This window comes from Bauldia sp., assembly GCF_965232525.1.
In the GTDB taxonomy this organism is placed as follows: Bacteria; Pseudomonadota; Alphaproteobacteria; order Rhizobiales; family Kaistiaceae; genus Bauldia.
The window spans coordinates 633,787-656,900 of the sequence record NZ_OZ246980.1 but is presented as its reverse complement, the minus strand read 5'-3'; the positions used below and the strand labels follow the sequence as shown (position 1 = coordinate 656,900).

Genomic DNA, 23,114 nt, shown 5'->3' with positions numbered 1-23,114 from the left:
CTGTACAGTGAACGATTGCACGCAAACAGCGAAAAGGCGCGCCGTGTTGCGGCCCGAGGCGCGCGAGGCCCCGGAGAGCGGCATTGTCGAGGTCTTCAACTACGGTCGTAACCGGCCAGGTCTGATCCCGCTCTGGGTTGGCGAAGGCGACCTGCCAACGCCAGGCTTCATCGCTGAAGCGGCCTCACGGTCACTCGCCGCCGGTGAAACCTTCTACACCTACCAGCGCGGTGTGCCGGAACTGCGTGAGGCGCTGGCGCGCTACCACGAGCGTACCTACAGCGGCTCGTTCAGTCCGGAACGCTTCTTCGTCACTGGCGGCGGTATGCAGGCGATTCAGATCGCCACACGTATGGTCGCCGGAACCGGCGATAATGTTGTCATCCCGGGACCCTGCTGGCCGAACATCACTGCTGCGGTCGGGATCGCCGGTGCCCGCGCGGTCACGGTGCCATTGGCCTTTGGAAACGCCGGCTGGACCCTTGACCTTGATCGCTTCTTCGATGCGGTGACGGAGCGGACAACGGCATTGTTCATCAATTCACCGGCCAACCCGACCGGCTGGACCGCCAGTCGATCCGACCTGATGGCGATCGCCGATTTCGCCGAGAAGCGCGGACTGTGGATCATTGCCGATGAGGTCTACAACCGCTTCTTCTACGATGGTTATCGCGCCGCCTCATTTTATGATTTCGTCGATCGCGACAGCCCGATCCTTTTCGTCAACACGTTCTCAAAAAACTACGCCATGACCGGCTGGCGGATTGGTTGGCTCTCCGCGCCACCGGCGCTGGGCCAGACGATTGAAAATCTCATCCAATACTCCACGTCGGGGGTTGCCGCCTTCATGCAACGTGCGGCGACGGTTGCGCTCGATGATGGAGATGCGTTCTTGGACGAACAGGTGACGCGGGCGCGACGAGGGAGAGCGATCGTCTGCGATGGTTTAGCCGCGACCGGCAAGGTCCGCCTGGCCGAGCCGAGCGGCGCGTTCTATTTGTTCTTTGCGATTGGCGATGAAACCGATGCGCGCCGGCTGGCGCTACGGCTGGTCGATGAAGCCAATGTCGGTCTCGCGCCGGGCACCGCCTTCGGGGACGATTCAGGGTTCTTTCGTCTGTGTTTTGCGCGAAAGGAAGACGATCTCACCGAAGCGGTCCGACGTCTGTCGGAGTGGATCAGCCGGCGGTTCGGTTCGTCCTAGTCGAGAACGTCGATCGTGATGGCGCCGATCTCAACGGCCGTACCGTCGCCCGGAATGCCTGGCTCGACGATGATCGCGCCGCCGCTTGGATCGGTTCGCATCGTGGGTACTCGCCACGTTAGCTCGGTTGGAGCGAACGTCGGTGTCAGGTTTGCATTTTGCCAATGACTGATCGCCAGGCCGCTTTGAAAGGCGATTCGCATGCTCGCCGCGCCGTTCTCGCGCACGGTTCGCGCCATCACGGTCACGCGGACGTTGTGTCCGGCGAGACGCGCGGCCAATCCCGGCCCGATCAGGGCGTTGGCGCCGGCCGATCCGGCGGAGGTGGAGATTCGTGCGGCATCGCCGGTAAACCGCACCGGGTTGCCGGGCGCCGCCAGGAAGACCGTCGGATCGGAGCCGTCGAACAGTGTGAAGCGTTGGACCGAATCGGCGGCCGGAGCAACGCCGGTCCGCGACGAAGGGCCAGCGGTCGGCGGTTCGGGCGGCGTGGTTGGTTCCTCTCCGGTTTCCCGCGATAGGGGAACGAAAATGTAGAGCGCGGCAGCGATCAAGGCGACCGCCAATACGCTGACGATCAGCACCAGCGGTCTGGAACGTGATTTAGCCAGGGCCGGACTTTCGGTCGCATTTCTCAGGTTCGGGCGACGTTCCTGGCGTTTTGAGCGCCGCTTCTCAGCCGATTCCGCTACTGCCCCACTGCGGGCCGACGGTTGCTCCAAGTGCCCCGCCGGTGCTGCCACCGGTATCTCAGGCGCCAACCGGTCCGCGCTTTCGGAAGCCCCTTCAGACGGCGAGATAGCCCGATCGGGCTGTCGCTCTTCGACCGCGTTGGCCTGGTGGAGGTTGTCAAATCCGCCGTCCAGGGGGGGATCGGCCTCTTGCGCCGGCCAGGTGTCGTCTGGCTCGCTGTTGAGGGCCTGTTCGATGGCAAGACTCCGGGCATCGAGGTCGTCCGCTGGATCGGCGGCAGGTTCCCACTCGGGGGCGTCCAGCGGCACCGCGTCGGCGCCGGTGAAGTGTATGAGGTCTTCCGGTGCTTCGCCGTTAGCCAGGGCATCGTCGGTCGGGACGTCCTGAAGGGCAAGCGCGACGTCCAGGCCGTCGACGACGTCGGCGTTTTCATGGTCATCGAACTCGGGCGTTACAGAAAACGCTTCGACCACGTCGCTTTCAATCTGCTCGACCGCAATGTCGAACTGGCCGATCCGGGCGTCGATTTCGTCGTCACTCAGCGGCGGATCGTAAGCCCAGAGCCGTCGGACAACCGCTGCGCGGGCCTGTGCATAAGCCGCGTCGCGGTCCTGCTGCGACCGCAAATCCTGATCGAGGATCGACTGTTTGAGGACCGCGTAGAAATCGCTCATGTTACTCGCTGATTACTCGCTGACGATCTATGGGGTCGGCGACGGCGTCATGGGCCGTTGGACAGCGGTGCCAGGCCGCGCGCACCACCTATCCTTGCCGCGCACGATGCGCTGCGGGTTGAGCGATCTATCGGAAATGACCAGCATCTCGTCACGCGCCTCAGTATAGGCATCCCACCTGTGCATAGCCGTATAGTCAATCGGCGGAAGTTTCCATATCTTCAACGCATTGTGACGCGGCTCCGGGCCGCTATCGGTAACGACCGGGACATACATCGATTGGGGCGATCAAGGCCGGCAGGGTTGCCGCCGCTTCCCGCTTCGCTTTGTCGCTCTTCTTCTTCACAGGCATGATGTCGATTGTGTGCTTTGGTTTTGTGCCGGCCGGGCCGAACCTTTATCGTCCTTGTTCGACCGGTCACCTTCAGCGTGATTCGGGCAAACGCAAGGCATCCGTGCCGGACTGGAGCCAAGCCATGGCGGTCAGTGAGTCGGAAGGCAGCCAAGCTTCTTCAACGCCAAGGACCTCGGCGATCGCGCGGTTATCGGAGGCACGCTGGTTCCTTCTAGCGGCGCTCGCTTTGTTGCTTGGATGCGTTGCCTTGGGAGTCATGTCCCCGCTCGCCGGGCTGGTTGTCGCCGGCGGACTGGTGGTGTTGACCGTGATCGTTCGCCCCTACGCTACGGAACCCAAGACAATCATGTCGCCCGCGCGGCTGAAGCAGGTTTGGCCGGACACCGGTGTCAAGTTGTTTGCCGAAGCTCTGCCCGACCCGTGCATGGTTCTCGATCATCGTGGCATCGTGCGCTACGCCAATCGTCAGGCGACCGAGGCGTTTTCGATCCGGGCCGGCGAGCCGCTGACGGCGCGTCTTCGGGTGCCGGACCTGTTGTCGGCGTTCGATCGGGTGGCCAAGGGCGGCCAGCCCGAGGGTGTCGAATTCAGCGAACGCGTACCGACCGAACGCTGGTTCGCGGCTTGGTTTGCGCGGCTCGATGCCGACAATCAGCGCGGAAGCTTCATTGCCCTGATCCTCGACGAGTTGACTGAACAGCGACGCAGTGAGCGGATACGGGTCGATTTTGTGGCCAATGCCAGTCATGAGTTGCGGACACCGCTCGCTTCACTTGGCGGTTTCATCGACACGCTCCAGGGGCCCGCCCGCGAGGATGTCGAGGCGCGCGAGAAGTTCTTACGCGTCATGGCCGATCAGGCCACCCGGATGAGTCGTCTGGTAGACGACTTGCTCTCGCTGTCTCGGATCGAGATGAAAGCGCATGTCCGACCGTCCGGCGCGGTCGATCTGCGTGCTGTCATTCGCCATCTGGGGGACGCTCTGGAGCCCATGGCGCGCGATTTGGATATCATCATTGTTGAAACATTGCCCGATGCGCCAGTGATTGTTGCGGGCGATCGGGACGAACTGATCCAGGTTTTTGAGAACTTGATGGAGAACGCCTGCAAGTACGGCCAGTCGGGCAAGAAGGTCGAGGTCGCTGTGAGTCCGGCAACAGAGTCTGCCGCGCCCAGCGTCACGGTCCGCGACTATGGTCCGGGTATCGCCGAGGAGCATATCCCGCGTCTCACCGAACGCTTCTATCGGGTAGATGTCGAAGCAAGTCGTAAGCACCGTGGCACCGGTCTGGGTCTTGCGATCGTCAAGCACATCCTCACCCGCCACCGTGCTCGCATGACCATCGAAAGCCGGCGGGGAGAGGGCGCTGCGTTCACCGTCGTCTTCCCGCGTGAGCGTGTTGAGGTCGGGTCCGCGCCAGCGAAAAATCCTTTTGATAATCAAAGCATTGCGGTGTCGTAAAACCGTAATGTTACTGTCATAGAAACATTACTGCACCGCTCTACGGTCACGACCGCACGGGGAGTAGCAGGAGCGCTCCCAGACATCAAAACGATCCCAGATCAGGGAGACATCAGGTGAAAACCAAGCTTCTCACCGGCGTGGCAGCGTTTGCTGTCGCGGCCATGGCCTACACCAGCGTCGCGGAAGCCCGCACACAGATCCGTATCGTCGGTTCTTCAACGGTGTTCCCGTTTACCCAAGCGGTCGCCGAGCAGTTCGCCAATATGACCGGCAGCCCCGCCCCAGTCGTCGAGTCGACCGGCACCGGCGGTGGCATGAAAATCTTCTGCGAAGGCGTCGGCGAAGATAAGCCGGATATCACGGGCGCGTCCCGAGCCATGAAGGAGTCCGAGTTCCAAGCTTGCTTGGAAGCGGGCGTTGACTCGGTCACCGAAGTGTTGATCGGCTTTGACGGCATCGCGTTCGCCACATCGCGCGGCGGAACGACCATCGACGTAACGCTTGCTCAGCTTTTCCAGGCGCTCGCCGCCGAGGTTGAGGTCGATGGCGCAGTTGTCGAGAACCCACACACGAACTGGTCGGATATCGACGCGTCGCTGCCGAATGTTGAGATTACGGTTTTTGGCCCGCCGCCAACATCCGGCACGCGCGACGCTTGGGTAGAGCTGGTCATGGAAGAGGGCTGCGAGGCTTTCCCCGCGATCGAAGCGCTTGAGGGCGATCGCAAGGACGAAGTTTGCGCCCGCATGCGCACAGACGGTCCGTTCATTGAGGCTGGCGAGAATGACAACCTCATCGTCCAGCGTTTGAACGCCGACGAAAATGCCTTCGGCATCTTCGGTTACTCGTTCCTGTTCGAAAACCAGGACACGCTGGAAGGCGAGAAGATCGGTGGTGTCTCACCTTCGGTCGACACGATCGCCGATGGGTCCTATCCGGTTTCGCGGCCGCTCTACTTCTACATCAAGAACGCGCACCGCGGCGTTATTCCGGGCCTTCAAGAGTTCATCGTCGAGTACGTTTCCGAGGACGCGATGGGCGACGGTGGATACCTCACCGAACGCGGTCTGATTCCGCTGTCTCCGGATCGCCGGGATGCAGTGCGGGGTGCCGCCGAGAATGGTGACGCCAACATCGCCTTCGGTAGCTAAGACCTCATTCACGTCCGTCGCAGCCTTCAAGGCTGCGGCGGACTTTCTCATTTCGGTGACTCTTCGGAATCGGGAGGCTAGCGCACTTGGCCGGCTACGTATTCCTCCTCATCGCCTTGGTGACTTTTGCCGCGTATCTCATGGGTCGGCAAAGAGGCGTGATGATCCGCAAGGGGCCCTCGGGTGCCGAGATGCACTCACTCCCCGGTTACCACGGCGCTTTCGTCGCGGCGTGGGTCGGGATTCCCGCCTTCATCTTGGTTTTGTTGTGGCTGTTCCTCCAAGGCGCAGTCGTCGACCAGTTTCTGGTCGCCTCGCTTCCGGCGTCGTTGACGGAAGGGGCGAGTTCCTCGCAAATCCAGCTTATCGTCTCTGAGATCAAGAACGTGGCCGCGGGCCGCGTCTTCAAGGAACCCACGCCCGAAATCGAAGCTGCCGCGGTAGACTATGTTCGCTGGGGCGAAATAGCTCGGTGGGCGATGCTCGTTGCGGCGTTGGCCGCAATGGTCGTCGCGTTCACAATCGCCCGAGCCAAGCTTGCTCCCCGCTTTCATGCGCGCAACGCCTTCGAAAAGGTGTTGTCAGGGTTGATGGTGTTCTGTTCGGTCGTCGCCATCGTGACGACCATCGGGATCGTCGCGTCGCTGGTGTTCGAGGCGTGGCGGTTCTTCACCATGGTGCCCATCAGTGAATTTCTGTTCGGCCTGAGTTGGGAGCCGCAGATTGCCCTGCGCGCCGATCAGGTCGCCGGACAAGGCGCTTTCGGTGCGATTCCGGTCTTCACCGGTACGCTTCTCATTGCGACGATTGCAATGCTGGTCGCCACCCCCATCGGATTGTTCACCGCGATCTACCTCGTCGAGTACGCGAGCGACGGCGTGCGCAAGGTGGTCAAGCCGATCCTGGAGGTACTCGCGGGCGTACCGACCGTCGTTTATGGCTTCTTCGCCGTCTTGACCGTCGCCCCGGCGGTTCGTCAGTTTGGCGGCCTCATCGGCCTCTCGGTTTCGCCGAACAGCGCTCTGGCGGCGGGGGCGGTGATGGGGATCATGATTATCCCATTCATCTCCTCACTCTCCGACGACGCGCTCTCGGCTGTCCCGCGCAGCATGCGCGATGGGTCGCTCGCCATGGGTGCCACCCCTGGCGAGACGATGGTCAAGGTTCTTCTCCCCGCCGCGCTGCCGGGTATCGTCGGCGGCGTGTTGCTCGGCGTCAGCCGCGCCATTGGCGAGACCATGATCGTGGTGATGGCTGCGGGCCTGATCGCGACTTTGACCATCAACCCGATCGACTCGGTTACGACCGTGACGGTTCAGATCGTAACCTTGTTGATCGGTGATACCGAGTTCGACAGCCCCAAGACACTCGCGGCGTTTGCGCTCGGACTGGTGCTGTTCATCGTGACGCTCTGCCTCAACGTCGTTGCTTTGCAGATCGTGCGGAAATACCGCGAGAAGTACGACTAGGGATGCAGCATGGTTGACGTGACCGCCCGCTCACCGATCGACTGGTCGACGACCGCCGCCGCGAACCGTCGGCGCCGTCGATATGCGGCAAACCGACGGCTTCAGGCCTACGGGATCGCAGCGATCTCTGTGGCGATCGGGCTCCTGGCGATCCTCATCATCTCGCTGGTAGCGACGGGCTACTCCGCCTTCGTGAAGACGGAGATCACGGTCGATTTTCCGATCTCGTCCGAGCTGGTTGATGCAGACGATCCGGCTAGCGGAAACTATCGTGTTGTGGTTCGCTCCGGCCTGGAAGAGCTGTTCCCTGACGTGCCGCAGTCGGACGCGCGTGCGCTGGGGCAGATGCTGACGAACAACGCGCAGTTCATGGTCCGTGACGCGGTGGTGGCCGATCCGTCGGTCATCGGTGGAACCCTGACACTGACAGTTCCAGCCTCGGATCCGATCGATCAGTTGAACAAGGGCCTGGTTGCTCGCGACACCCCCGAAGATCAGCGTCGCGTTTCCAATCAGCAAATCGAATGGTTCGATGAACTCGAGGCCGAAGGTCGCGTGTCGACGCCATTCAACTGGGGCCTGTTCTTCAACGCCGACAGTCGTTTTCCGGAGCTGGCTGGTCTCGCCGGCGCGATCGTAGGTTCGTTCTACGCGCTGCTCGTGTGTTTCCTGGTGAGTTTCCCGATCGGCATCGCCGCAGCGATCTACCTTGAGGAGTTTGCGCCCAAAAACCGGTGGACCGACCTCATCGAGGTCAATATCAACAACCTCGCCGCTGTTCCGTCGATCGTTTTCGGTCTTCTGGGGTTGGCGGTCTTCCTGAATTTCCTCGGCATGCCGCGATCGGCGCCGCTGGTCGGCGGTCTCGTGCTCGCACTGATGACGTTACCGACGATCATCATCGTGACACGCGCGTCCCTGAAAGCGATTCCGCCGTCGATCCGCGAGGCGGCGCTAGGCGTCGGCGCGTCGAAGCATCAGATGATCCTTCACCATGTCCTGCCGCTTGCCATTCCGGGGATATTGACCGGAACCATCATCGGGCTTGCGCAGGCACTTGGTGAGACGGCGCCGCTGCTGCTCATCGGTATGAACGCCTTCATCACGAGCCCCCCTGGCGGGATTCTCGACGCATCGACGGCTCTGCCGACGCAGATTTTCATCTGGGCCGACAGTCCGGAGCGCGGCTTTGTCGCTTTGACGTCCGCCGGGATCCTGGTGCTGTTGGGCTTTCTGATTATCATGAACAGCATCGCCATCTTCCTGCGACAGCGCCTTGAGCGCACCTGGTAACCGCTCAATCGGAGAGAGTTTCATGAACGACGCATCCGTGAGCCAAACGACGGTCACCGCCACGGCGGTGGCCTCGGCCACAGAGCAGCCCGCCAGTAACGACCTCCCGAAGGTCATCGCGGACGACGTCGACGTTTTCTACGGCGACAAGCAGGCGCTCAAATCAGTCTCGATCGACATTGTCGAACGGTCGGTCACCTCGTTCATCGGCCCGTCAGGGTGCGGCAAGTCCACGTTCCTGCGCTGCATCAATCGGATGAACGATACGATCGAGGGGTGCCGTGTCGATGGCGATATCACGCTCGACGGCACCGACATCTACAATCCAAGCCTCGACGTCGTCGAGCTCCGTGCCCGTGTCGGGATGGTGTTCCAGAAACCAAACCCGTTTCCGAAGTCGATTTACGACAACATTTCTTACGGCCCGCGGATTCACGGCATTTCCGGCTCGAAGGCCGAACTCGATGAGATCGTCGAGACCAGCCTGCGGCGGGCCGGACTTTGGGAGGAGGTGAAGGATCGCCTCCACGAGCCGGGGACAGGTCTGTCCGGTGGACAGCAGCAGCGGTTGTGTATTGCTCGGGCCATCGCTGTCTCGCCTGAGGTGATCCTGATGGACGAACCGTGTTCGGCCCTCGATCCGATCGCCACCGCCCGGATCGAGGAACTGATCGACGAACTCAAGGAAAACTACACGATCATCATCGTCACCCACTCCATGCAGCAGGCCGCGCGGGTTTCCCAGCGGACGGCTTTCTTCCACCTTGGCATTCTCGTCGAAGTCGGTCCCACCGAGCAGATTTTCACCAATCCCAGTGACAAACGAACCCAAGACTACATCACCGGCCGGTTTGGCTGAGGGACGGAACCGCGACCATGGCTGACAGTGAACACATCGTCTCGTCATTTGACGACGATCTCAACGACCTCGCGCAGAAGATCGCCGAGATGGGCGGGCTTGCGGAGCAGCAGCTCGCTGACTCGGTCGCTGCGCTGGGCCGCCGTGACGAAGAACTCGCCCAGCGCGTCATCGCCGGCGATCAGCGTATTGACGACCTTCAGCACGACGTCGAGGACGCCGCTGTCCAGATGATCGCTCGCCGCCAGCCGATGGCGCAGGATTTGCGGGAAATCGTCGCGGCCATCCATATCGCCAACGATCTCGAGCGGGTTGGCGATCTCGCCAAAAACACGGCGAAGCGGGTGTTCGCCATCGAAGGCAATTTCGCGCCGCAGAGCACCGTTACCGGTGTGGAGCACATATCCGAAATGAGTCTGGCGCAGCTCAAAAACGTGCTCGACGCCTACTCAACGCGGAACTTGGAGAGCGCCCATCAGGTGTGGGTTCGCGACGACGAGATCGACGCGATGTACACGTCGCTATTTCGCGAGCTGCTCACCTACATGATGGAAGACCCGCGCAACATCACCTTCTGCACGCATCTCCTCTTTTGCGCGAAGAACATAGAGCGGATTGGCGACCACGCCACCAACATCGCCGAAACCGTCCACTATCTGATCACCGGCGTCCCCCTGACCGACGAGCGACCGAAGAAGGACACGACCAGCGTTACACCGGTGGCTTACGCCGGCCCGGCTGACGCTGAAGCTTGACCTGATCGCATAGGCGCTTTTGATGAGGTGCTGAACCCATGACTCCGCGGGTGATGATCGTCGAGGACGAGGAGCCGCTGACGCTGATGCTGCGCTACAACCTCGAGGCCGAGGGCTATCAGGTTGACACCGTGGAGCGCGGCGACGATGCCGAAACCCGACTTCGGGAGACGGTTCCCGACCTTTTGCTTCTCGACTGGATGTTGCCTGGTGTGTCCGGGATCGAGCTTTGCCGCCGCTTGCGGGCTCGTGAGTCGACTCGTGGTTTGCCGATCATCATGCTGACGGCGCGCGGCGAAGAATCGGAGCGCGTCCGTGGCTTGGCGACGGGCGCCGACGACTATGTCGTCAAGCCGTTTTCAGTGCCGGAGCTGATGGCCCGTGTTCGCGCGATCTTGCGGCGTTCGCGGCCGGAGTTGATCGCCTCGGTTCTACGGGCGGGAGAGCTGGAACTCGATCGCGAAACCCATCGCGTCCGCCGCCGCGGCCGCGAGCTTCACCTCGGCCCGACCGAGTTCCGCTTGCTCGAGTTCCTGATGCAGAGCCCCGGCCGCGTGTTCAGCCGCGCCCAGCTTCTCGACGGGGTCTGGGGCCGGGACGTCTACGTCGACGAGCGGACCGTCGACGTCCATGTCGGCCGGCTGCGGAAAGCGCTTGGCCACGGGCGCGACCCGATCCGTACGGTACGTGGCTCGGGTTACTCTTTCGACGAGAGCTTCGCGGAGGCGCGTTGACGGTCGCGTCAGTCCTCGTCCCGCTCGCGCCGGTCTCGCCGGCGCTCGGTTGCCGGCTGATAGGCCAAGCGCGCATGATATTCGCAATACGGCAGGTCGTTGAAGTTACGGTGGCCGCAGAAGTGAAAGCCTTCGGTGCCAGGATCGCCGATCGGCCATTTGCACATTTGGTCGGTAAGCGACAGCAGCGAGACGTTCAGGCTGATCGGCACCACCAGATCTTCGATCGGGGCCGGCGCCGGCGCACGCCGGGGCGCCGGGGAGGCGTGAACCTTCAATGCCGTGTTGCCAGCGACGAACGATCGCGGTGACCGCGATGTCGTGGCGCTCCGGGCCTTGCGCTGCCGCGGCGCAGCGGAAGCCGGCTTAGCGCGGCCGGAGAGATTCAGACGATGAACCTTACCGATAACGGCATTGCGGGTAACGCCGCCGAGGTGCTGTGCAATCTGACTGGCGCTCAGTCCTTCGGCCCAAAGCTTCTTCAGTAACTCGACTCGGTCATCGGTCCAGCTCATTCCGGGTCATCCCTTATTCGGGCGGTCGGAATCGGAATCCTTCGCCGCGCGCCGCCCGAAGTCAGACCGGCGCCAAACACTCGACAATTGGATACAGAGACCCGCCGCAAAAAGATGTCGTACTCGACTGGCTGAAGGGTACAATATGGGCTGACTCACTGACAAGAGTCCCGGTTACGGCGATTCGGTTTTGCCGTCGTTTTCCCCAAGTCGTCCCCTTGCTCGTCACCAGCATGCAGAGGTGTCGGCGCGCGTCGCGATTGACAGGAAACCGGCGTGCGATGCTATAACGCGAAGTCGCGACAGTGCTGCCCGCGGGCGGCACTTTTTGGTTTCTGGACAATCGGTTGACGAGAGCGCGACGATGGAACGCTCCCCACTCTATGACACGTTCGCACGTGTGCCACTGGCGCTTGATCGGGGTGAAGGTGCCTGGGTATTCACCGACGATGGTCGCCGCCTGCTTGATTTTTCCGGAGGGCTCGCGGTCAACGCCCTGGGCCACGCGCATCCGCGCCTGGTTGCCGCGTTGAAGAGCCAGGCCGAGCGACTGTGGCAGGTATCGAACCTGTTCCACATCCCTGAGCAGGAGCGGCTCGGCGAAAAGCTGACCGAGGCGACCTTCGCGGACAAGGTGTTCTTCTGCAATTCAGGTGCTGAAGCTGTCGAGTGCGCGATCAAGACGGCCAGACGCTATCAGTTCGTCTCCGGTCATCCGGAGCGGGTGCGGATCATCACCTTCGCCGGCGCCTTCCATGGCAGAACGCTCGCCACGCTCGCGGCTACTGGCAACGCCAAGTATCTGGAGGGCTTTGGCCCGGTGGCCGGCGGCTTCGATCAGGTTCCGCTTGGCGACACGAAGGCCGTGGAGGCCGCGATCGGGCCGGAGACGGCCGCAATTCTGATCGAGCCGATCCAGGGCGAAGGCGGTGTCCGCGAAGTGTCCGGCCAGTTCCTGCGCGACCTTCGCACGTTATGCGACGAGCACGGTCTGCTTTTGATCTTCGACGAGATCCAGACCGGCGTCGGCCGGACGGGCAAGCTGTTTGCCTATGAGTGGGCGGGCGTCGAGCCGGACATCATGACCGTCGCGAAAGGGATCGGCGGCGGGTTCCCGTTCGGCGCCTGTCTGGCAACCGCCGAAGCGGCCAAGGGTATGACACCCGGCACTCATGGTTCGACCTTCGGCGGCAACCCCTTGGCGATGGCTGTGGGGCGCGCCGTGCTCGACGTCGTTCTCGAAGACGGTTTCCTGGAAGACGTTCGCCGCAAGAGCCTCTACGTCAAGCAGAAACTCGCGGCGGTCATCGACGAGCATCCGGACATCGTGGCCGATATCCGCGGCGAAGGCATGCTGATCGGTATCCGGTGCGTCGCCCCGGTCGGCGACGTGGTCGCCGCCTGTCGCGACCAGGACCTGCTGTGTGTTGCCGCGGGCGAAAACGTGATGCGCTTTCTGCCGCCGCTCAACGCCACCGAGGAAGAACTCGATGAGGGCGTGCGCCGGCTTGAGGCGGCGCTCGACGTGATGGAGACCGCGAAGGCGCGGCCGGCCTCATGACGCGGCATTTTCTGGATCTCGCCGACGTCGACGCCGGCGCGTTGCGCGGTATCATTGACGAGAGCCGGCGGCTGAAATCCGATCAGAAGGGCGAGACGCCGCTGACCGGGCGAACCCTGGCAATGATCTTCGACCGGCCGTCGACGCGCACGCGGGTGTCGTTCGACGTCGCTATGCGGCAGCTCGGCGGCGAGACGATTGTCCTGACCGGCGATGAGATGCAACGGAAGCGCGGCGAAAGCCTGTCCGACACCGCCAAGGTCCTATCGCGCTACGTCGATGCGATCATGATCCGTACGCTGGATCATGAGGCGGTGACTGAAATCGCGGCGACCGCCACGGTGCCTGTGATCAACGGGCTCACCCGGCATTCGCATCCCTGCCAGATCATGGCCGATGTGATGACCTTCGAGGAACACGTCGGATCGATCAAAGGACGGACGATTACCTGGCTCGGCGACGCCAACAATGTACTGACATCGTGGGTCCACGCGGCGGCCAAGTTCGGCTTTGCGCTCCGCGTCGCGACACCGCCCGAACTTCCCGTTCCGCCGGCGGTCGTTGCTTGGGCACGTGACAACGGCGCTGATCTGGAACTCACGAGCGACGCGGACGAAGCGGCGCGGGATGCCGACTGTCTCGTCACCGATACCTGGGTGTCGATGGGAGACGATGAAAGCGCGCGCAGACAGAATCTGTTGAAACCGTATCAGGTGGATTCGCGTCTGATGGCGTTGGCAAAACCGGGTGCCGTGTTCATGCACTGCCTTCCAGCGCATCGCGGCGAGGAAGTCACCGCGGAGGTCATCGACGGCCCGCAGTCGGTCGTCTTCGACGAAGCCGAGAACCGGTTGCATGCGCAAAAAGGGGTTCTGGCCTGGTGCTTTGACCGGGATGGTGCCCCTTGACCACTGGTGGCGCTCAGGTTCTCACCCCTGCCGGTGACGACGCAGTCCTGCCGTTCGAGGTGGCCGCACTTGATGTGCGCGGCCGCGCCGTCCAGATGGGACCGGCGCTCGATGCGATTCTCGCCGGGCATAGCTACCCGGATTCGGTGTCCAAGTTGCTCGGTGAGGCCCTCGTCCTGGCGGTGCTTCTCGGGACCTCGCTGAAGTTCGACGGTAAGTTCATCCTCCAGACCGAGACGGACGGCCCGGTCGATATGCTGGTCGTCGATTACCACACGGACGGTGGCTTGCGGGCCTATGCGCGGTTTGACGCGGCGCGGGTGGCGGCGGCCGACGAGCTCGGCACGGCCACCCCATCGGCGTTGCTCGGCAGCGGCATTCTGGCGATGACCATCGACCAGGGGCCACACACGAGCCGATACCAGGGGATCGTGCCGCTCGAGGGGAACAGTCTCGAAGACGTGGCCCACATCTACTTCCGCCAGTCGGAGCAGATCCCGACGCGGATCCGGCTCGCGGTCGCGGAGCTTCACGATCGGCAGGATGGCGTGATGTCCCGCAAGTGGCGGGCCGGTGGCGTGATGATCCAGTTCTTTCCGTCTTCACCCGAGCGAGCACGGACGGCCGATCTTCCCGGCGGCGATGCACCGGAAGGCGTCGAGACCGTCGAGGACGTCGAAGAAGACGATGCTTGGGTCGAGGCGCAGTCTTTGGTTGGGACGATCGAAGATCACGAGCTCACCGATCCGGCGGTGCCGTCGGAGCGACTTCTGTTCCGCCTCTTTCATGAGCACGGCGTTCGGGTGTTTTCATCCGTCGCCGTTGTCGATCGGTGCTCTTGTTCGCGGGAGAAGGTCGCCGGGTTGCTGAGGAGCTTCTCCGAAGAAGAAATCGCCGACAGCATCGAGGACGGCCGTATCGCGGTGACCTGCGAGTTCTGCGGTAAGGCCTATACCTTCGATCCGAACGACTTCAGCGGGGCAGGCGGAGCCAGTCCGTGATCGTTCCGTCGCGGAGCTGACCCAGCGTGGCGATGTTCCACGGCTGGAGCTTGGGGTAGAGGCCCTCTGCCGCGTTAGGGTCAAACAGCGTAAAGGCGAAGTAGGCGCGGTAAAATGCGAACGCCGGTGGCAGGGGGTCGCCGCACCGCTCGGCGAGTAGGACCCGCAGATACCGTCCGTCTTCCGGAACGCATTCGGTCGTGACCTCCGCGAACATCACCGCACCCGCGATGTCGTAGTGTGGTTCGGCTACCAGTGTCCAAGCACCGAAATCGAGAATCGCCGAGACGTTCATGTCGGCGTCGAGCATGATATTGCCTGGAAAGATGTCGCCGTGAGCCAGCACTTTCCTTGGTCGCCCCGGCACCTTGCGGAGCAGATCGTGCGCCTTGCTCAGGAGACCCTCCAAGTCGCCGAACGTTGCCCTGAGGTGAGCGGCGTGGTGCTCGGCACGCTGGTCGAGAGTCACGGCCAGGAAGGTTGTCCACTGCTCGGCCGTGATCGGTGTCTCGGCGAGGAGCAGGCCGAACGATGTGTCCGGCCAGGGGAGATCACTGACGGCGGCGGCGGCTTCGAAATAGCTCCGCAGCGCACGCCGGCGCGGCTCGCCGTGCACCGTCCTCAGAGCATCGGTCATTGGTCGACCGGGTAGGCGCTTCTCGATCGTTACGCCATCCTCGGCGATTGTTTCGATCTCCGGCGTCCGGAACGGGAGCGCACCGGCGATACGGTCGAGGAAAGCCTTGCGGCGATGCAACGGCTCGACGGCGATCGGCACAGATCGTGGAACCCGGACGACACGCTCGTCGTCGAGGGCATAGACCTCCGATTCCGAGCCTTCGCCGAGCAAATCGTCGGCCGACAGCCCGTATCGATTGAGGACAGCCGCCCTCGATGCAGGTCTTGCGGTGTGGGATGGTGTTCTGTCGCGCGTGTCGGCGGTCAGTTGACGACTCGCGGCTCGTCGGGAACGTCCAGGGAGAAGGCCGGGATCGCGATCGAGAAGGTTTCGCCTTCCGCGTTCTGCATCCGGTAGCTCCCGACCATGATCCCCGAGTTGGTCGGCAACGGGCATCCGCTGGTGTAGGAGAAGCGCTCACCCGGCTGCAGCACGGGTTGCTTTCCCACGACGCCCGCACCGCGCACCTCCTCGGTCCGCCCGTTTCCGTCGGTGATCTGCCAATGTCGCTCCCGCAACTGCACGACATGATCGCCGAGATTGGCGATTTCGATGGTGTAGGCCCAGAAGTACCGCCCCTCTTCCGGGGCGGATTCAGACTCCACGAAACTCGGCTCGACGGTGACCTGAATCTGCTGGGTGGTGGCCTGGTACATACGCATTCTCCTGCCGCAGACGAATAGGCGACGGCAGGCCGGGGCGTCAATCCGCGCGGTGGGCCGTCAGGTCGCGCGGTCCAGAGCCTGTGATAGATCAGCCCACAGATCGCCGACGTCCTCTAGCCCCACCGAAAGACGCAACAGCCCGTCGGTGATACCCAGTTCGGCGCGGGCCTCGTCGGTAAGGCGCTGATGGGTGGTGGTTGTGGGGTGGGTGATGAGGCTCTTGGCATCGCCGAGATTGTTCGACATCTTGATAAGATTCAGTGCGTTCGAGACTGCAAAAGCACCTGCCTTTCCGCCCTTCACTTCGAAGGCGATCAGGGTCGAGCTACCGGTCATTTGCCGCGCCGCGAGTTCCGCCTGAGGGTGATCGGACCGGCCCGGATAGAGGGTGCGAACGACCGCCGGGTGTTCCGCGATCCGATCGGCGAGCGTCGCCGCCGAAGCGGTCTGATGCGCAACCCGCAGAGGCAGTGTTTCGAGGCCCTTGAGCAGGACCCAGGCGTTGAACGGGCTCATGCTTGGCCCGGTGTGCTTGAGGAGCGTGTGCACATCGTCGATGAACTTCTCGGTACTGAGGATCACGCCACCGAGGCAGCGGCCCTGCCCGTCGATGTGCTTCGTTGCCGAGTACACGACCACATCGGCACCGAGTTCCAGAGGCCGTTGCAGCAACGGGGTCGCGAACACGTTGTCGACGATGACCCGGGCTCCGAGGGGCGCCGCGATATCCGCGACGGCTTCGATGTCGATAATCTCGAGGGTTGGGTTGGTCGGGCTCTCGAGGAAAAACGCCCGGGTCTCGCCTTTGCGGACCGCGCGCCGCCACTGGCTGAGATCGGTGCCGTCGACAAGGGTCGATCGCACGCCAAAACGTGGCAGCAGGTCTTCGATAATGTACCGGCACGACCCGAACAGCGCCTTCGCCGCGACGATGTGGTCACCGGCCGACAGCGACGCCATCAGCGCGGTGTTGACGGCGGCCATGCCAGTCGCGGTCGCGCGGGCTGCCTCGGCGCCCTCGAGGTGCCGCATGCGCTCCTCGAACATGGCGACGGTCGGGTTGGAATAGCGCGAGTAGACGTGGCCCGGGTCGTCGCCCTTGAAGCGTGCCTCGGCCAGCTCGGCGGTTTCGTAGACGTAGCCCTGCGTCAGGTAAATCGCCTCGGAGGTTTCCCCGAACTGCGACCGAGCCGTGCCGCCATGAACCAACGCGGTCGCCGGTTTCATCTTCGTTGCCGCGATATCGTCAGCCTGTCCCATTGTGTCGACTCCAACAAAAAACCCGGCCGCTTGGCCGGGTCGGAGCCTTCGCCCCTCCGGCCTTTTAGCGATTTGTTTTACGTGGCTGCAAGCCGGCCGGCTCAAATGACCACGGGATAACCGTGTCATAGAGGGCGACGCGGTTGGCGTCAATTGCCACATAAGCTAAGCCACCGACGCGAGCGACGAGGGGGTGATGGGGGATAGTCAGCCAAGCGGGATTCTGCCGGGTCACTGGATTCAGGATCTGGCGAAAAGGGGGCAGATCAGAACGCCGGAGCCGTTCGTCGACGGCCAGGTGCAGCCGGCCAGTCTTGATCTGCGCCTGGGCCCCGTCGCCTACCGCGTTCGCGCAAGCTTCCTCCCGGGACCGGGCACCACGGTTGCCGAGCGTATCGAGGCGCTGAAGCTGCATGAAATTGACCTGACGACGGGCGCGCTGCTCGAACCCGGACGCAGCGGAGGGGTCTACATCGTCCCGTTGATGGAGGCGTTGGCCCTGCCGGACGATGTCGCGGCCGCGACCAATCCGAAATCATCGACCGGGCGACTCGATGTCTTCACGCGGGTGATCACGGACCGTGCCCGGGAGTTCGATACGATCCCTGCCGGCTATGCCGGACAGCTCTACCTGGAAATCAGCCCGCGAACCTTTCCGATTATCGTCCGTGCCGGATCGCGATTATCCCAAGTTCGGTTTCGTCGCGGCAACGCCCGGCTCGACGACACGGCGCTCCGCGCGGTTCACGCGGAAACGCCGTTGGTCGACGATGATCTGCGCCTCGCCGACGGGGTCATGCTTTCGATCGATCTCGGTCGCGAGGGCGTTGTCGGCTATCGGGCCAAACGTCACACCGGACTGATCGATGTCGATCGTCGCGATGCCTACGATGTCATCGATTTCTGGGACCCCCTGACGACGCACGGGCGCGAGGAACTCGTGCTCGATCCCGACCAGTTCTACATCCTGGTGTCGAACGAAGCCGTCCATGTGCCGCCCGATTATGCAGCGGAGATGGTGCCCTACGATCCGCTGGTCGGCGAGTTCCGCGTCCACTACGCCGGCTTCTTCGACCCTGGTTTCGGCCATTCGCCAGCCGGAGGCGCGGGCAGTCGCGCTGTTCTCGAGGTTCGCTCGCACGAAGTGCCGTTCATCCTCGAGCATGGCCAGTCAGTCGGCCGGCTCGTTTACGAACGGATGCTGGAAAGGCCCCAGGTCCTCTACGGCCAGGACATCGGCTCGCATTACCAGGCTCAGGGGCTGAAACTGTCGAAGCATTTCCGGGCGACTTAGGCCGCTTCGGTGCTCCGAGCGAAGTCGCGCTCGGCGAAGCCCGCGTCGAACCTGGCATAGTCGCAGGTGATTTCCTCGCCGGCTGCGATATCGCGGCAGGCGATGGTCAGGTCGCCGACATCGTCGGCGTTGGGCCGATCCGCGTGGTTCATGAACCGGGCGTCGTCACCACACAATACGTAGACGGGATCAGAACCCGGCCGGTATCCGTAGTGCAGCAGGGTGTCGCGCAGCAACGAATCCCGCGGCAGGTCGCGCAGATCGTACGCCCGGTCAAACTGCTCGTCCCGCTTCCAGATGAGCTCGCCGCAGCGGATCGGCTCGGCGGCGAACAGACCGATCCCGGCAATCGGGCTCGGCGCGATGTAGGTCTTCACGCGTAACATGGTCCGACACGCTCCCCGGCGGCGTTGGCGCCGCTCGTCTTGGCGTGGCGGAGTGAAGCGCAAGCCCGTCAAGATCGGCTTGCGGATTTCGATAGGATTTTAGCGATTGGCCGCCAAGCGGCTATGACTCAGCCTCGCGCGGTGCGCCAATGCGGGCACGATGCGGCGCAAACAGGCAGGCCAGCCCGAGGATCACACCGGAAACCGTGGCGATCATCCCGGCTGCACTCACCGCATCGCTGGCGCCGATCCACAACGGGCCGTAGCCAGCCAGCACATAGCCCAGTACGGCAGAGACGACTGCGAAAACGACGCTCCAAAGAACCTGCGCCTCAAGACGATTGGTCATCAGCCGTGCGGCCGCCGGCGGGCAGATGAACATGGCGATGACAATGATCGAACCGACCGCGTCGAACGCGGCGACGGCTGCGACAGCCGCTGTGACCACGAGTCCGAAGCTGAGGAGAGTCGTCGGGATCCCGAGCGTCCCTGCGAACCCCTCATCGAAGGTCGAGAGCTTCAGTGGGCGCCAGAACACCACGGTCAGGACGACGATGATCGCCGCGGTGACCGCCATCCGCGGAAGTTCCGGCGGCAGCATGGCGAGTGCCATGGGATCGACCAGCGATCCCCATCCATCGGCCGAGAGCCAGATCAGGCTCTCCAGATTGCCGTAGAGCGCGTGTTCCACGTCAAGGTGGACGCCGCTGGTATCGCTTTGTTCCAGCAGCAGGACCCCGCCGGCAAACATGGCGGTGAACACCACGCCCATCGCCGCGCCGGGCTCGATCCGGCCAAGCCGCCGGACTGCTTCGATCAACACCACGGCGACAATGGCCGCACCGGCCGCACCGAACATCATCGGCCAGGTCGACACCACGCCGGTGAGCAGGAACGCGACGACGATGCCGGGTAGGACGACATGGCTGATCGCATCGCCGATCAGCGCCTGGCGACGCAGGACGAGGAAATTTCCGGGGAGCGCGCATGCGATCGCGGCAAGCGTACCGATCAGCAGCGAGGTCAGGCTGATCTGGACGAATTCGGCGCTCATGAGCCGCTCTCCGATGCCGGCGCCGGCCCACCGATCCGCCGGTCGATGTCCGCAATCTCATCGGCCGTGAACACCGCCTCGATTGGCATTAAGCCGTCATAGCGCCCGAAGGTTGCCTCGTCGCGGTGGATGGCGCGCGCCACTTCCCAGCGCTTCTCGTCGCGAAGCGCGCGTGCTGCCGCGGCCCGCCCCTTGTCGGTTGCGACCCGGTCTCGACGGATCAGGCCGGCCCGGCGCAAGGTAGAAAGCGTCAGGCGATCGAAGATGGGTTCGCCGCGCGCCAGCGCAAGCAGTCCCTGGCGGCGGTGGACGTCGAGGCGGAAGCGGTGATGGCGCAGCAAAGCCGCCAGAATCCCGCGGTTTGGGGCGAAAAGGAGGGAAAGCGCGAACAGTCCGAAACAGACCAGGACGATGATCGGACCCGTGGGGACGTTGGGCGACGCCGCCGACAACGCCGCGCCGACATAGCCCGACGCCCCGCCGACAACGGCCGACATCGCCAGCAGTCGGTCGGTCCGGTCGGTCCAGAAGCGCGCCGTCACCGGCGGGATGATCAGCAGGGCGACGACGAGGATCAGGCCGACCAGCTTCAGCCCGATGACCGTGACCGCCATCACCAATCCCATCATTGCAAGATCTATGCGGCGCACATTCGTCCCTGACGCCGCGGCGAACTCGGCATCGAAGGCCACCAGCGTCATCGGTCGCCGGAGCAGGATGACGGCCGCGAGCGCGAGCGCGCCACACACCGCGATGACCACCGCGTCCTGGAACAGCATCCCCGCCGTCGAACCGAGCAGAAAACCCTCGAGGCCGGCGGCGCGGCCGCTGCTCATGGTCTGGATGACGGTCAGGAGCACAACGCCGAAGCCGAAGAACACGGACAATACGGCTCCAATTGCTGCGTCTTCCGCCAGGCGTGTCCGCGACGCGATCCACTCCACCAGGACGAGGCCGAGGCCGGCGGTAACCGCTGAGCCGATGAGAAGGCCCGGAAGATTGCGCCCGTCGCCGCCGAGCATCACCATGAATATGAAGGCGAGGCCGATGCCGGGGAGCGTCGCGTGCGCGACCGCGTCACTCACCAGGGCGCGTTTGCGCAAAAAGAGGAACGTCCCGCATGTACCGGCGGCGATGCCGAGCAGGGTCGCGCCGATCGTGACGAGAGCCGCGTTGTAACCGAGTTGCAAGAGGAGAGCGTCCAGCATGGCCGCTCTCAGGCAGGCAGCTTCAGCTGTTCGATATGGGTCGTGGCGAGGCGGCCGCCATAGGTCGCCTGGAGGTTCTCGGCCGTGAACGTGGTCGCGACCGGCCCTTCGGCGATCTCGCGCACGTTGAGGAGCAGGACCTCATCGAAATAGTCGATTACTGAAGCCAAGTCGTGGTGGACACAGACGACCGCCCGGCCGTCGGCTTTCAGCGATTTGAGGACATCGATGACCGCGCGTTCGGTCGCCGCGTCGACACCGGCGAACGGTTCGTCGAGGAGATAGAGGTCGGCGTCCTGGGCGAGGGCCCGGGCGAGAAAAACGCGCTGCTGCTGGCCGCCGGACAACTGACCGATCTGCCGGGTGGCGAAGTCGGCCATCCCGACGCGGTCGAGCGCTGCACGTGCCGCTTCGGCATGGCGGCGGCGGACGGCTCCGAGCAGCCCGAGCTGGCGATAGAGCCCCATGACCACGACATCGATCACCCGGGTCGGAAAGTCCCAGTCCACCGACGCCCGCTGCGGCACATACGCCACCCGCCGTCGTGCCTTGGCGAGGGTCGTGCCGAAGACTTCAACGTTTCCGGAGAGTCGCGGGACGATGCCAAGTGCGGCCTTCATCAAGGTGGACTTGCCGGCGCCGTTAGGACCGATGATCGCCATCATGCTCCGCGGTGGGACGGTCATGTCGACGGAGAAGATCGTTGGCTTATCGCCGTAGGACACGGTCATGCCCCGAACGACCAGGGGGCTGTCCGTTAGATCCCTGGGTGCGATGGTCCGGCCTCCGGCGGCAATCAGTTCGACAGTGGCAGCACACATGGTGTCGTCGTCCCCTAGCTTCCTGCCGAGAGTCGGCCGTTCATGCCGCGTTCGGGCGCGTCGCCGCCAAGCGCGCGGCTGATGGTCGTCGTGTTGTGGTCGATCATGCCGAGATAGGTGCCTTCGTAGGTGCCGTCGGTACCCATGGCGTCGGAGAACAACTCGCCACCGACAATGACATCGTGCCCTCTGGCAGCCGCCCCCTCGACGAGGGCGCGGATGTTACGGTCTGACACAGACGACTCGACGAAGACTGCACCGATTTGCCGGTCGACAAGCAGGTCGACCAACTCGGCGATCCGATTGAGGCCGGCCTCGCTCTCCGTCGAGATGCCCTGAATCCCAATCACTTCGAACCCGTAGGCCGAGCCGAAATAGTTGAATGCGTCATGGGCGGTCAGCAAAACCCGGCCGGCGGTCGGTACAGAGCCGAGCGCATCGGACGCGTAGTCGGCAAGCGCTTCGATGTTCTCAAGATGACGCGCCGCATTGCCTTCGAACACGGCGCGGTCTTCGGGATGGGTATCGATCAGTGCATCGCGAACAGCGATCACCACGTCCGACCACAGCGCGGGATCCATCCAGACATGGGGGTCGTATTTGTCGACGTAGGTGTCGTGACCGATCAGAACAGTGTCGGGAAGGGTCTCGGCGACGGCGACGACATTCCGGCTCTCGGCGAGCTCGCGGAGGAAGTCCTCCATCTGTGCCTCGAGATAGAGCCCATGCCACAGCACGAGATCGGCGCCGGCCATGGCGGCGATGTCGGTCCGCGTCTGCCGGTAAGCGTGGGGATCGACGCCCGGACCCATCAGGGCTTTGACGTCGACGCGGTCGCCGCCGACCTGGCGCGCGGCGTCGGCGATCATGCCGGTGGTGGCAACGACGGCCAACGGTGCGCTTTCGGCGCGTAGGTCGGCATTCGTGGGGGCGAGGCCGACAAGAACCCCAATGCCGGTGGCAAGCGCCAGGCCAAACTTCAGGACACGCACGGATAGACACTCCTTCCAACAAGCGAACTGCACGATATGCAAATGCGTATGCGAATCAGTCGCACCTGTCAATGCGATTGCGACTTATTCGCATTTAGGATTGGAAAAAGCCCTGTCA

General features: G+C 63.3%; 23 protein-coding genes and 1 riboswitch. Of the genes, 12 read left to right on the top strand and 11 right to left on the bottom strand.

Annotation, left to right across the window (positions count from 1 at the left end; translation table 11 throughout):
- Positions 1-7: 7 nt before the first annotated feature.
- Positions 8-1,204, top strand: coding sequence for a pyridoxal phosphate-dependent aminotransferase (locus ACO076_RS03095; protein WP_421725271.1), 1,197 nt, complete (start codon positions 8-10; stop codon positions 1,202-1,204).
- Here ACO076_RS03095 and ACO076_RS03090 read toward each other — a convergent pair.
- Both ACO076_RS03090 and ACO076_RS03085 read right to left on the bottom strand, forming a co-directional pair.
- Positions 1,201-2,571, bottom strand: a complete 1,371-nt coding sequence (locus tag ACO076_RS03090; RefSeq protein ID WP_421725270.1) for a hypothetical protein — start codon at positions 2,569-2,571, stop codon at positions 1,201-1,203. The two genes, ACO076_RS03095 and ACO076_RS03090, sit on opposite strands and share 4 nt — an antisense overlap.
- A 27-nt stretch (positions 2,572-2,598) precedes the next feature.
- On the bottom strand, positions 2,599-2,847 hold the full coding sequence (locus ACO076_RS03085) for a hypothetical protein (protein ID WP_421725269.1): 249 nt from the start codon (positions 2,845-2,847) through the stop codon (positions 2,599-2,601).
- Positions 2,848-2,897: 50 nt separating this feature from the next.
- On the opposite strand from ACO076_RS03085, the gene ACO076_RS03080 reads away from it, so the two are divergent.
- The 7 genes from ACO076_RS03080 (at position 2,898) to phoB (ending at position 10,652) form a co-directional block, all read left to right on the top strand.
- Entirely contained in the window at positions 2,898-4,388 is a 1,491-nt protein-coding gene (locus ACO076_RS03080; RefSeq protein ID WP_421725268.1) for an ATP-binding protein, read from the top strand.
- Positions 4,389-4,504: 116 nt separating this feature from the next.
- Entirely contained in the window at positions 4,505-5,542 is a 1,038-nt protein-coding gene (locus ACO076_RS03075; RefSeq protein WP_421725267.1) for a substrate-binding domain-containing protein, read from the top strand.
- 86 nt (positions 5,543-5,628) lie between these two features.
- The gene (pstC, locus tag ACO076_RS03070; protein WP_421725266.1) at positions 5,629-7,011 is read left to right on the top strand and encodes a phosphate ABC transporter permease subunit PstC; all 1,383 of its coding nucleotides are present in this window, start codon (positions 5,629-5,631) and stop codon (positions 7,009-7,011) included.
- 9 nt (positions 7,012-7,020) lie between these two features.
- On the top strand, positions 7,021-8,304 hold the full coding sequence (pstA, locus tag ACO076_RS03065) for a phosphate ABC transporter permease PstA (protein WP_421725265.1): 1,284 nt from the start codon (positions 7,021-7,023) through the stop codon (positions 8,302-8,304).
- Between the two features lie 22 nt (positions 8,305-8,326).
- Positions 8,327-9,163: a phosphate ABC transporter ATP-binding protein PstB gene (gene pstB / locus ACO076_RS03060; RefSeq protein WP_421725264.1), complete on the top strand. Its 837-nt coding sequence runs from the start codon at positions 8,327-8,329 to the stop codon at positions 9,161-9,163.
- 17 nt (positions 9,164-9,180) lie between these two features.
- On the top strand, positions 9,181-9,918 hold the full coding sequence (phoU, locus tag ACO076_RS03055; protein ID WP_421725263.1) for a phosphate signaling complex protein PhoU: 738 nt from the start codon (positions 9,181-9,183) through the stop codon (positions 9,916-9,918).
- 38 nt (positions 9,919-9,956) lie between these two features.
- The gene (gene phoB / locus ACO076_RS03050) at positions 9,957-10,652 is read left to right on the top strand and encodes a phosphate regulon transcriptional regulator PhoB (protein ID WP_421725262.1); all 696 of its coding nucleotides are present in this window, start codon (positions 9,957-9,959) and stop codon (positions 10,650-10,652) included.
- Positions 10,653-10,660: 8 nt separating this feature from the next.
- Here phoB and ACO076_RS03045 read toward each other — a convergent pair whose 3' ends face one another.
- Entirely contained in the window at positions 10,661-11,167 is a 507-nt protein-coding gene (locus tag ACO076_RS03045) for a GcrA family cell cycle regulator (protein ID WP_421725261.1), read from the bottom strand.
- 364 nt (positions 11,168-11,531) lie between these two features.
- On the opposite strand from ACO076_RS03045, the gene ACO076_RS03040 reads away from it, so the two are divergent.
- Genes ACO076_RS03040 through ACO076_RS03030 form a run of 3 tightly spaced genes read left to right on the top strand, consistent with a single transcriptional unit; the run spans position 11,532 to position 14,637 of the window.
- Positions 11,532-12,728, top strand: coding sequence for an aspartate aminotransferase family protein (locus ACO076_RS03040; RefSeq protein ID WP_421725260.1), 1,197 nt, complete (start codon positions 11,532-11,534; stop codon positions 12,726-12,728).
- Entirely contained in the window at positions 12,725-13,636 is a 912-nt protein-coding gene (gene argF / locus ACO076_RS03035; RefSeq protein WP_421725259.1) for an ornithine carbamoyltransferase, read from the top strand. Before ACO076_RS03040 ends, argF begins: the two co-directional genes overlap by 4 nt.
- On the top strand, positions 13,633-14,637 hold the full coding sequence (locus tag ACO076_RS03030) for an Hsp33 family molecular chaperone (RefSeq protein WP_421725258.1): 1,005 nt from the start codon (positions 13,633-13,635) through the stop codon (positions 14,635-14,637). Before argF ends, ACO076_RS03030 begins: the two co-directional genes overlap by 4 nt.
- On the opposite strand, the gene ACO076_RS03025 is transcribed toward ACO076_RS03030, so the two are convergent.
- The 3 genes from ACO076_RS03025 to ACO076_RS03015 form a co-directional block, all read right to left on the bottom strand.
- On the bottom strand, positions 14,609-15,487 hold the full coding sequence (locus ACO076_RS03025; RefSeq protein ID WP_421725257.1) for a phosphotransferase family protein: 879 nt from the start codon (positions 15,485-15,487) through the stop codon (positions 14,609-14,611). The genes ACO076_RS03030 and ACO076_RS03025 overlap by 29 nt on opposite strands.
- Before the next feature lie 92 nt (positions 15,488-15,579).
- Complete coding sequence (gene apaG, locus ACO076_RS03020) at positions 15,580-15,972, bottom strand: Co2+/Mg2+ efflux protein ApaG (RefSeq protein WP_421725256.1); 393 nt, start codon at positions 15,970-15,972, stop codon at positions 15,580-15,582.
- A gap of 66 nt (positions 15,973-16,038) precedes the next feature.
- Positions 16,039-17,241, bottom strand: coding sequence for an O-succinylhomoserine sulfhydrylase (locus ACO076_RS03015; RefSeq protein ID WP_421725255.1), 1,203 nt, complete (start codon positions 17,239-17,241; stop codon positions 16,039-16,041).
- Positions 17,242-17,285: 44 nt separating this feature from the next.
- A riboswitch (SAM riboswitch) is annotated at positions 17,286-17,364 on the bottom strand.
- Positions 17,365-17,437: 73 nt separating this feature from the next.
- Here ACO076_RS03015 and ACO076_RS03010 point away from each other — a divergent pair.
- A complete protein-coding gene (locus tag ACO076_RS03010; RefSeq protein ID WP_421725254.1) occupies positions 17,438-18,535 on the top strand; it encodes a 2'-deoxycytidine 5'-triphosphate deaminase in 1,098 nt (365 codons plus the stop codon).
- Here the strand turns inward: ACO076_RS03010 and ACO076_RS03005 are convergent.
- The 5 genes from ACO076_RS03005 to ACO076_RS02985 form a co-directional block, all read right to left on the bottom strand.
- The gene (locus ACO076_RS03005; RefSeq protein ID WP_421725253.1) at positions 18,532-18,921 is read right to left on the bottom strand and encodes an SET domain-containing protein; all 390 of its coding nucleotides are present in this window, start codon (positions 18,919-18,921) and stop codon (positions 18,532-18,534) included. The genes ACO076_RS03010 and ACO076_RS03005 overlap by 4 nt on opposite strands.
- A gap of 121 nt (positions 18,922-19,042) precedes the next feature.
- Positions 19,043-19,975, bottom strand: a complete 933-nt coding sequence (locus tag ACO076_RS03000) for a metal ABC transporter permease (RefSeq protein ID WP_421725252.1) — start codon at positions 19,973-19,975, stop codon at positions 19,043-19,045.
- Positions 19,972-21,183 (bottom strand): metal ABC transporter permease, encoded by a 1,212-nt coding sequence (locus ACO076_RS02995; RefSeq protein WP_421725251.1) that lies wholly within the window; start codon positions 21,181-21,183, stop codon positions 19,972-19,974. The genes ACO076_RS03000 and ACO076_RS02995 overlap by 4 nt, the downstream gene beginning before the upstream one ends.
- A gap of 8 nt (positions 21,184-21,191) precedes the next feature.
- Complete coding sequence (locus tag ACO076_RS02990) at positions 21,192-22,004, bottom strand: metal ABC transporter ATP-binding protein (RefSeq protein WP_421725250.1); 813 nt, start codon at positions 22,002-22,004, stop codon at positions 21,192-21,194.
- A 14-nt stretch (positions 22,005-22,018) separates the two neighbouring features.
- Positions 22,019-22,996, bottom strand: coding sequence for a metal ABC transporter solute-binding protein, Zn/Mn family (locus tag ACO076_RS02985; RefSeq protein ID WP_421725249.1), 978 nt, complete (start codon positions 22,994-22,996; stop codon positions 22,019-22,021).
- Positions 22,997-23,114 lie beyond the last annotated feature (118 nt).

Bases quoted from the DNA above. Each gene is read 5' to 3' on its own strand.
- ACO076_RS03045 (WP_421725261.1), bottom strand. From the start codon at position 11,167: ATGAGCTGGACCGATGACCGAGTCGAGTTACTGAAGAAGCTTTGGGCC.
- ACO076_RS03005 (WP_421725253.1), bottom strand. From the start codon at position 18,921: ATGTTACGCGTGAAGACCTACATCGCGCCGAGCCCGATTGCCGGGATC.
- phoB (WP_421725262.1), top strand. From the start codon at position 9,957: ATGACTCCGCGGGTGATGATCGTCGAGGACGAGGAGCCGCTGACGCTG.
- pstB (WP_421725264.1), top strand. From the start codon at position 8,327: ATGAACGACGCATCCGTGAGCCAAACGACGGTCACCGCCACGGCGGTG.
- ACO076_RS03010 (WP_421725254.1), top strand. From the start codon at position 17,438: ATGGGGGATAGTCAGCCAAGCGGGATTCTGCCGGGTCACTGGATTCAG.
- ACO076_RS03090 (WP_421725270.1), bottom strand. From the start codon at position 2,571: ATGAGCGATTTCTACGCGGTCCTCAAACAGTCGATCCTCGATCAGGAT.
- ACO076_RS03000 (WP_421725252.1), bottom strand. From the start codon at position 19,975: ATGAGCGCCGAATTCGTCCAGATCAGCCTGACCTCGCTGCTGATCGGT.
- ACO076_RS03015 (WP_421725255.1), bottom strand. From the start codon at position 17,241: ATGGGACAGGCTGACGATATCGCGGCAACGAAGATGAAACCGGCGACC.
- argF (WP_421725259.1), top strand. From the start codon at position 12,725: ATGACGCGGCATTTTCTGGATCTCGCCGACGTCGACGCCGGCGCGTTG.
- ACO076_RS02995 (WP_421725251.1), bottom strand. From the start codon at position 21,183: ATGCTGGACGCTCTCCTCTTGCAACTCGGTTACAACGCGGCTCTCGTC.
- phoU (WP_421725263.1), top strand. From the start codon at position 9,181: ATGGCTGACAGTGAACACATCGTCTCGTCATTTGACGACGATCTCAAC.
- ACO076_RS03040 (WP_421725260.1), top strand. From the start codon at position 11,532: ATGGAACGCTCCCCACTCTATGACACGTTCGCACGTGTGCCACTGGCG.
- ACO076_RS02990 (WP_421725250.1), bottom strand. From the start codon at position 22,004: ATGTGTGCTGCCACTGTCGAACTGATTGCCGCCGGAGGCCGGACCATC.
- ACO076_RS03085 (WP_421725269.1), bottom strand. From the start codon at position 2,847: ATGTATGTCCCGGTCGTTACCGATAGCGGCCCGGAGCCGCGTCACAAT.
- pstA (WP_421725265.1), top strand. From the start codon at position 7,021: ATGGTTGACGTGACCGCCCGCTCACCGATCGACTGGTCGACGACCGCC.
- apaG (WP_421725256.1), bottom strand. From the start codon at position 15,972: ATGTACCAGGCCACCACCCAGCAGATTCAGGTCACCGTCGAGCCGAGT.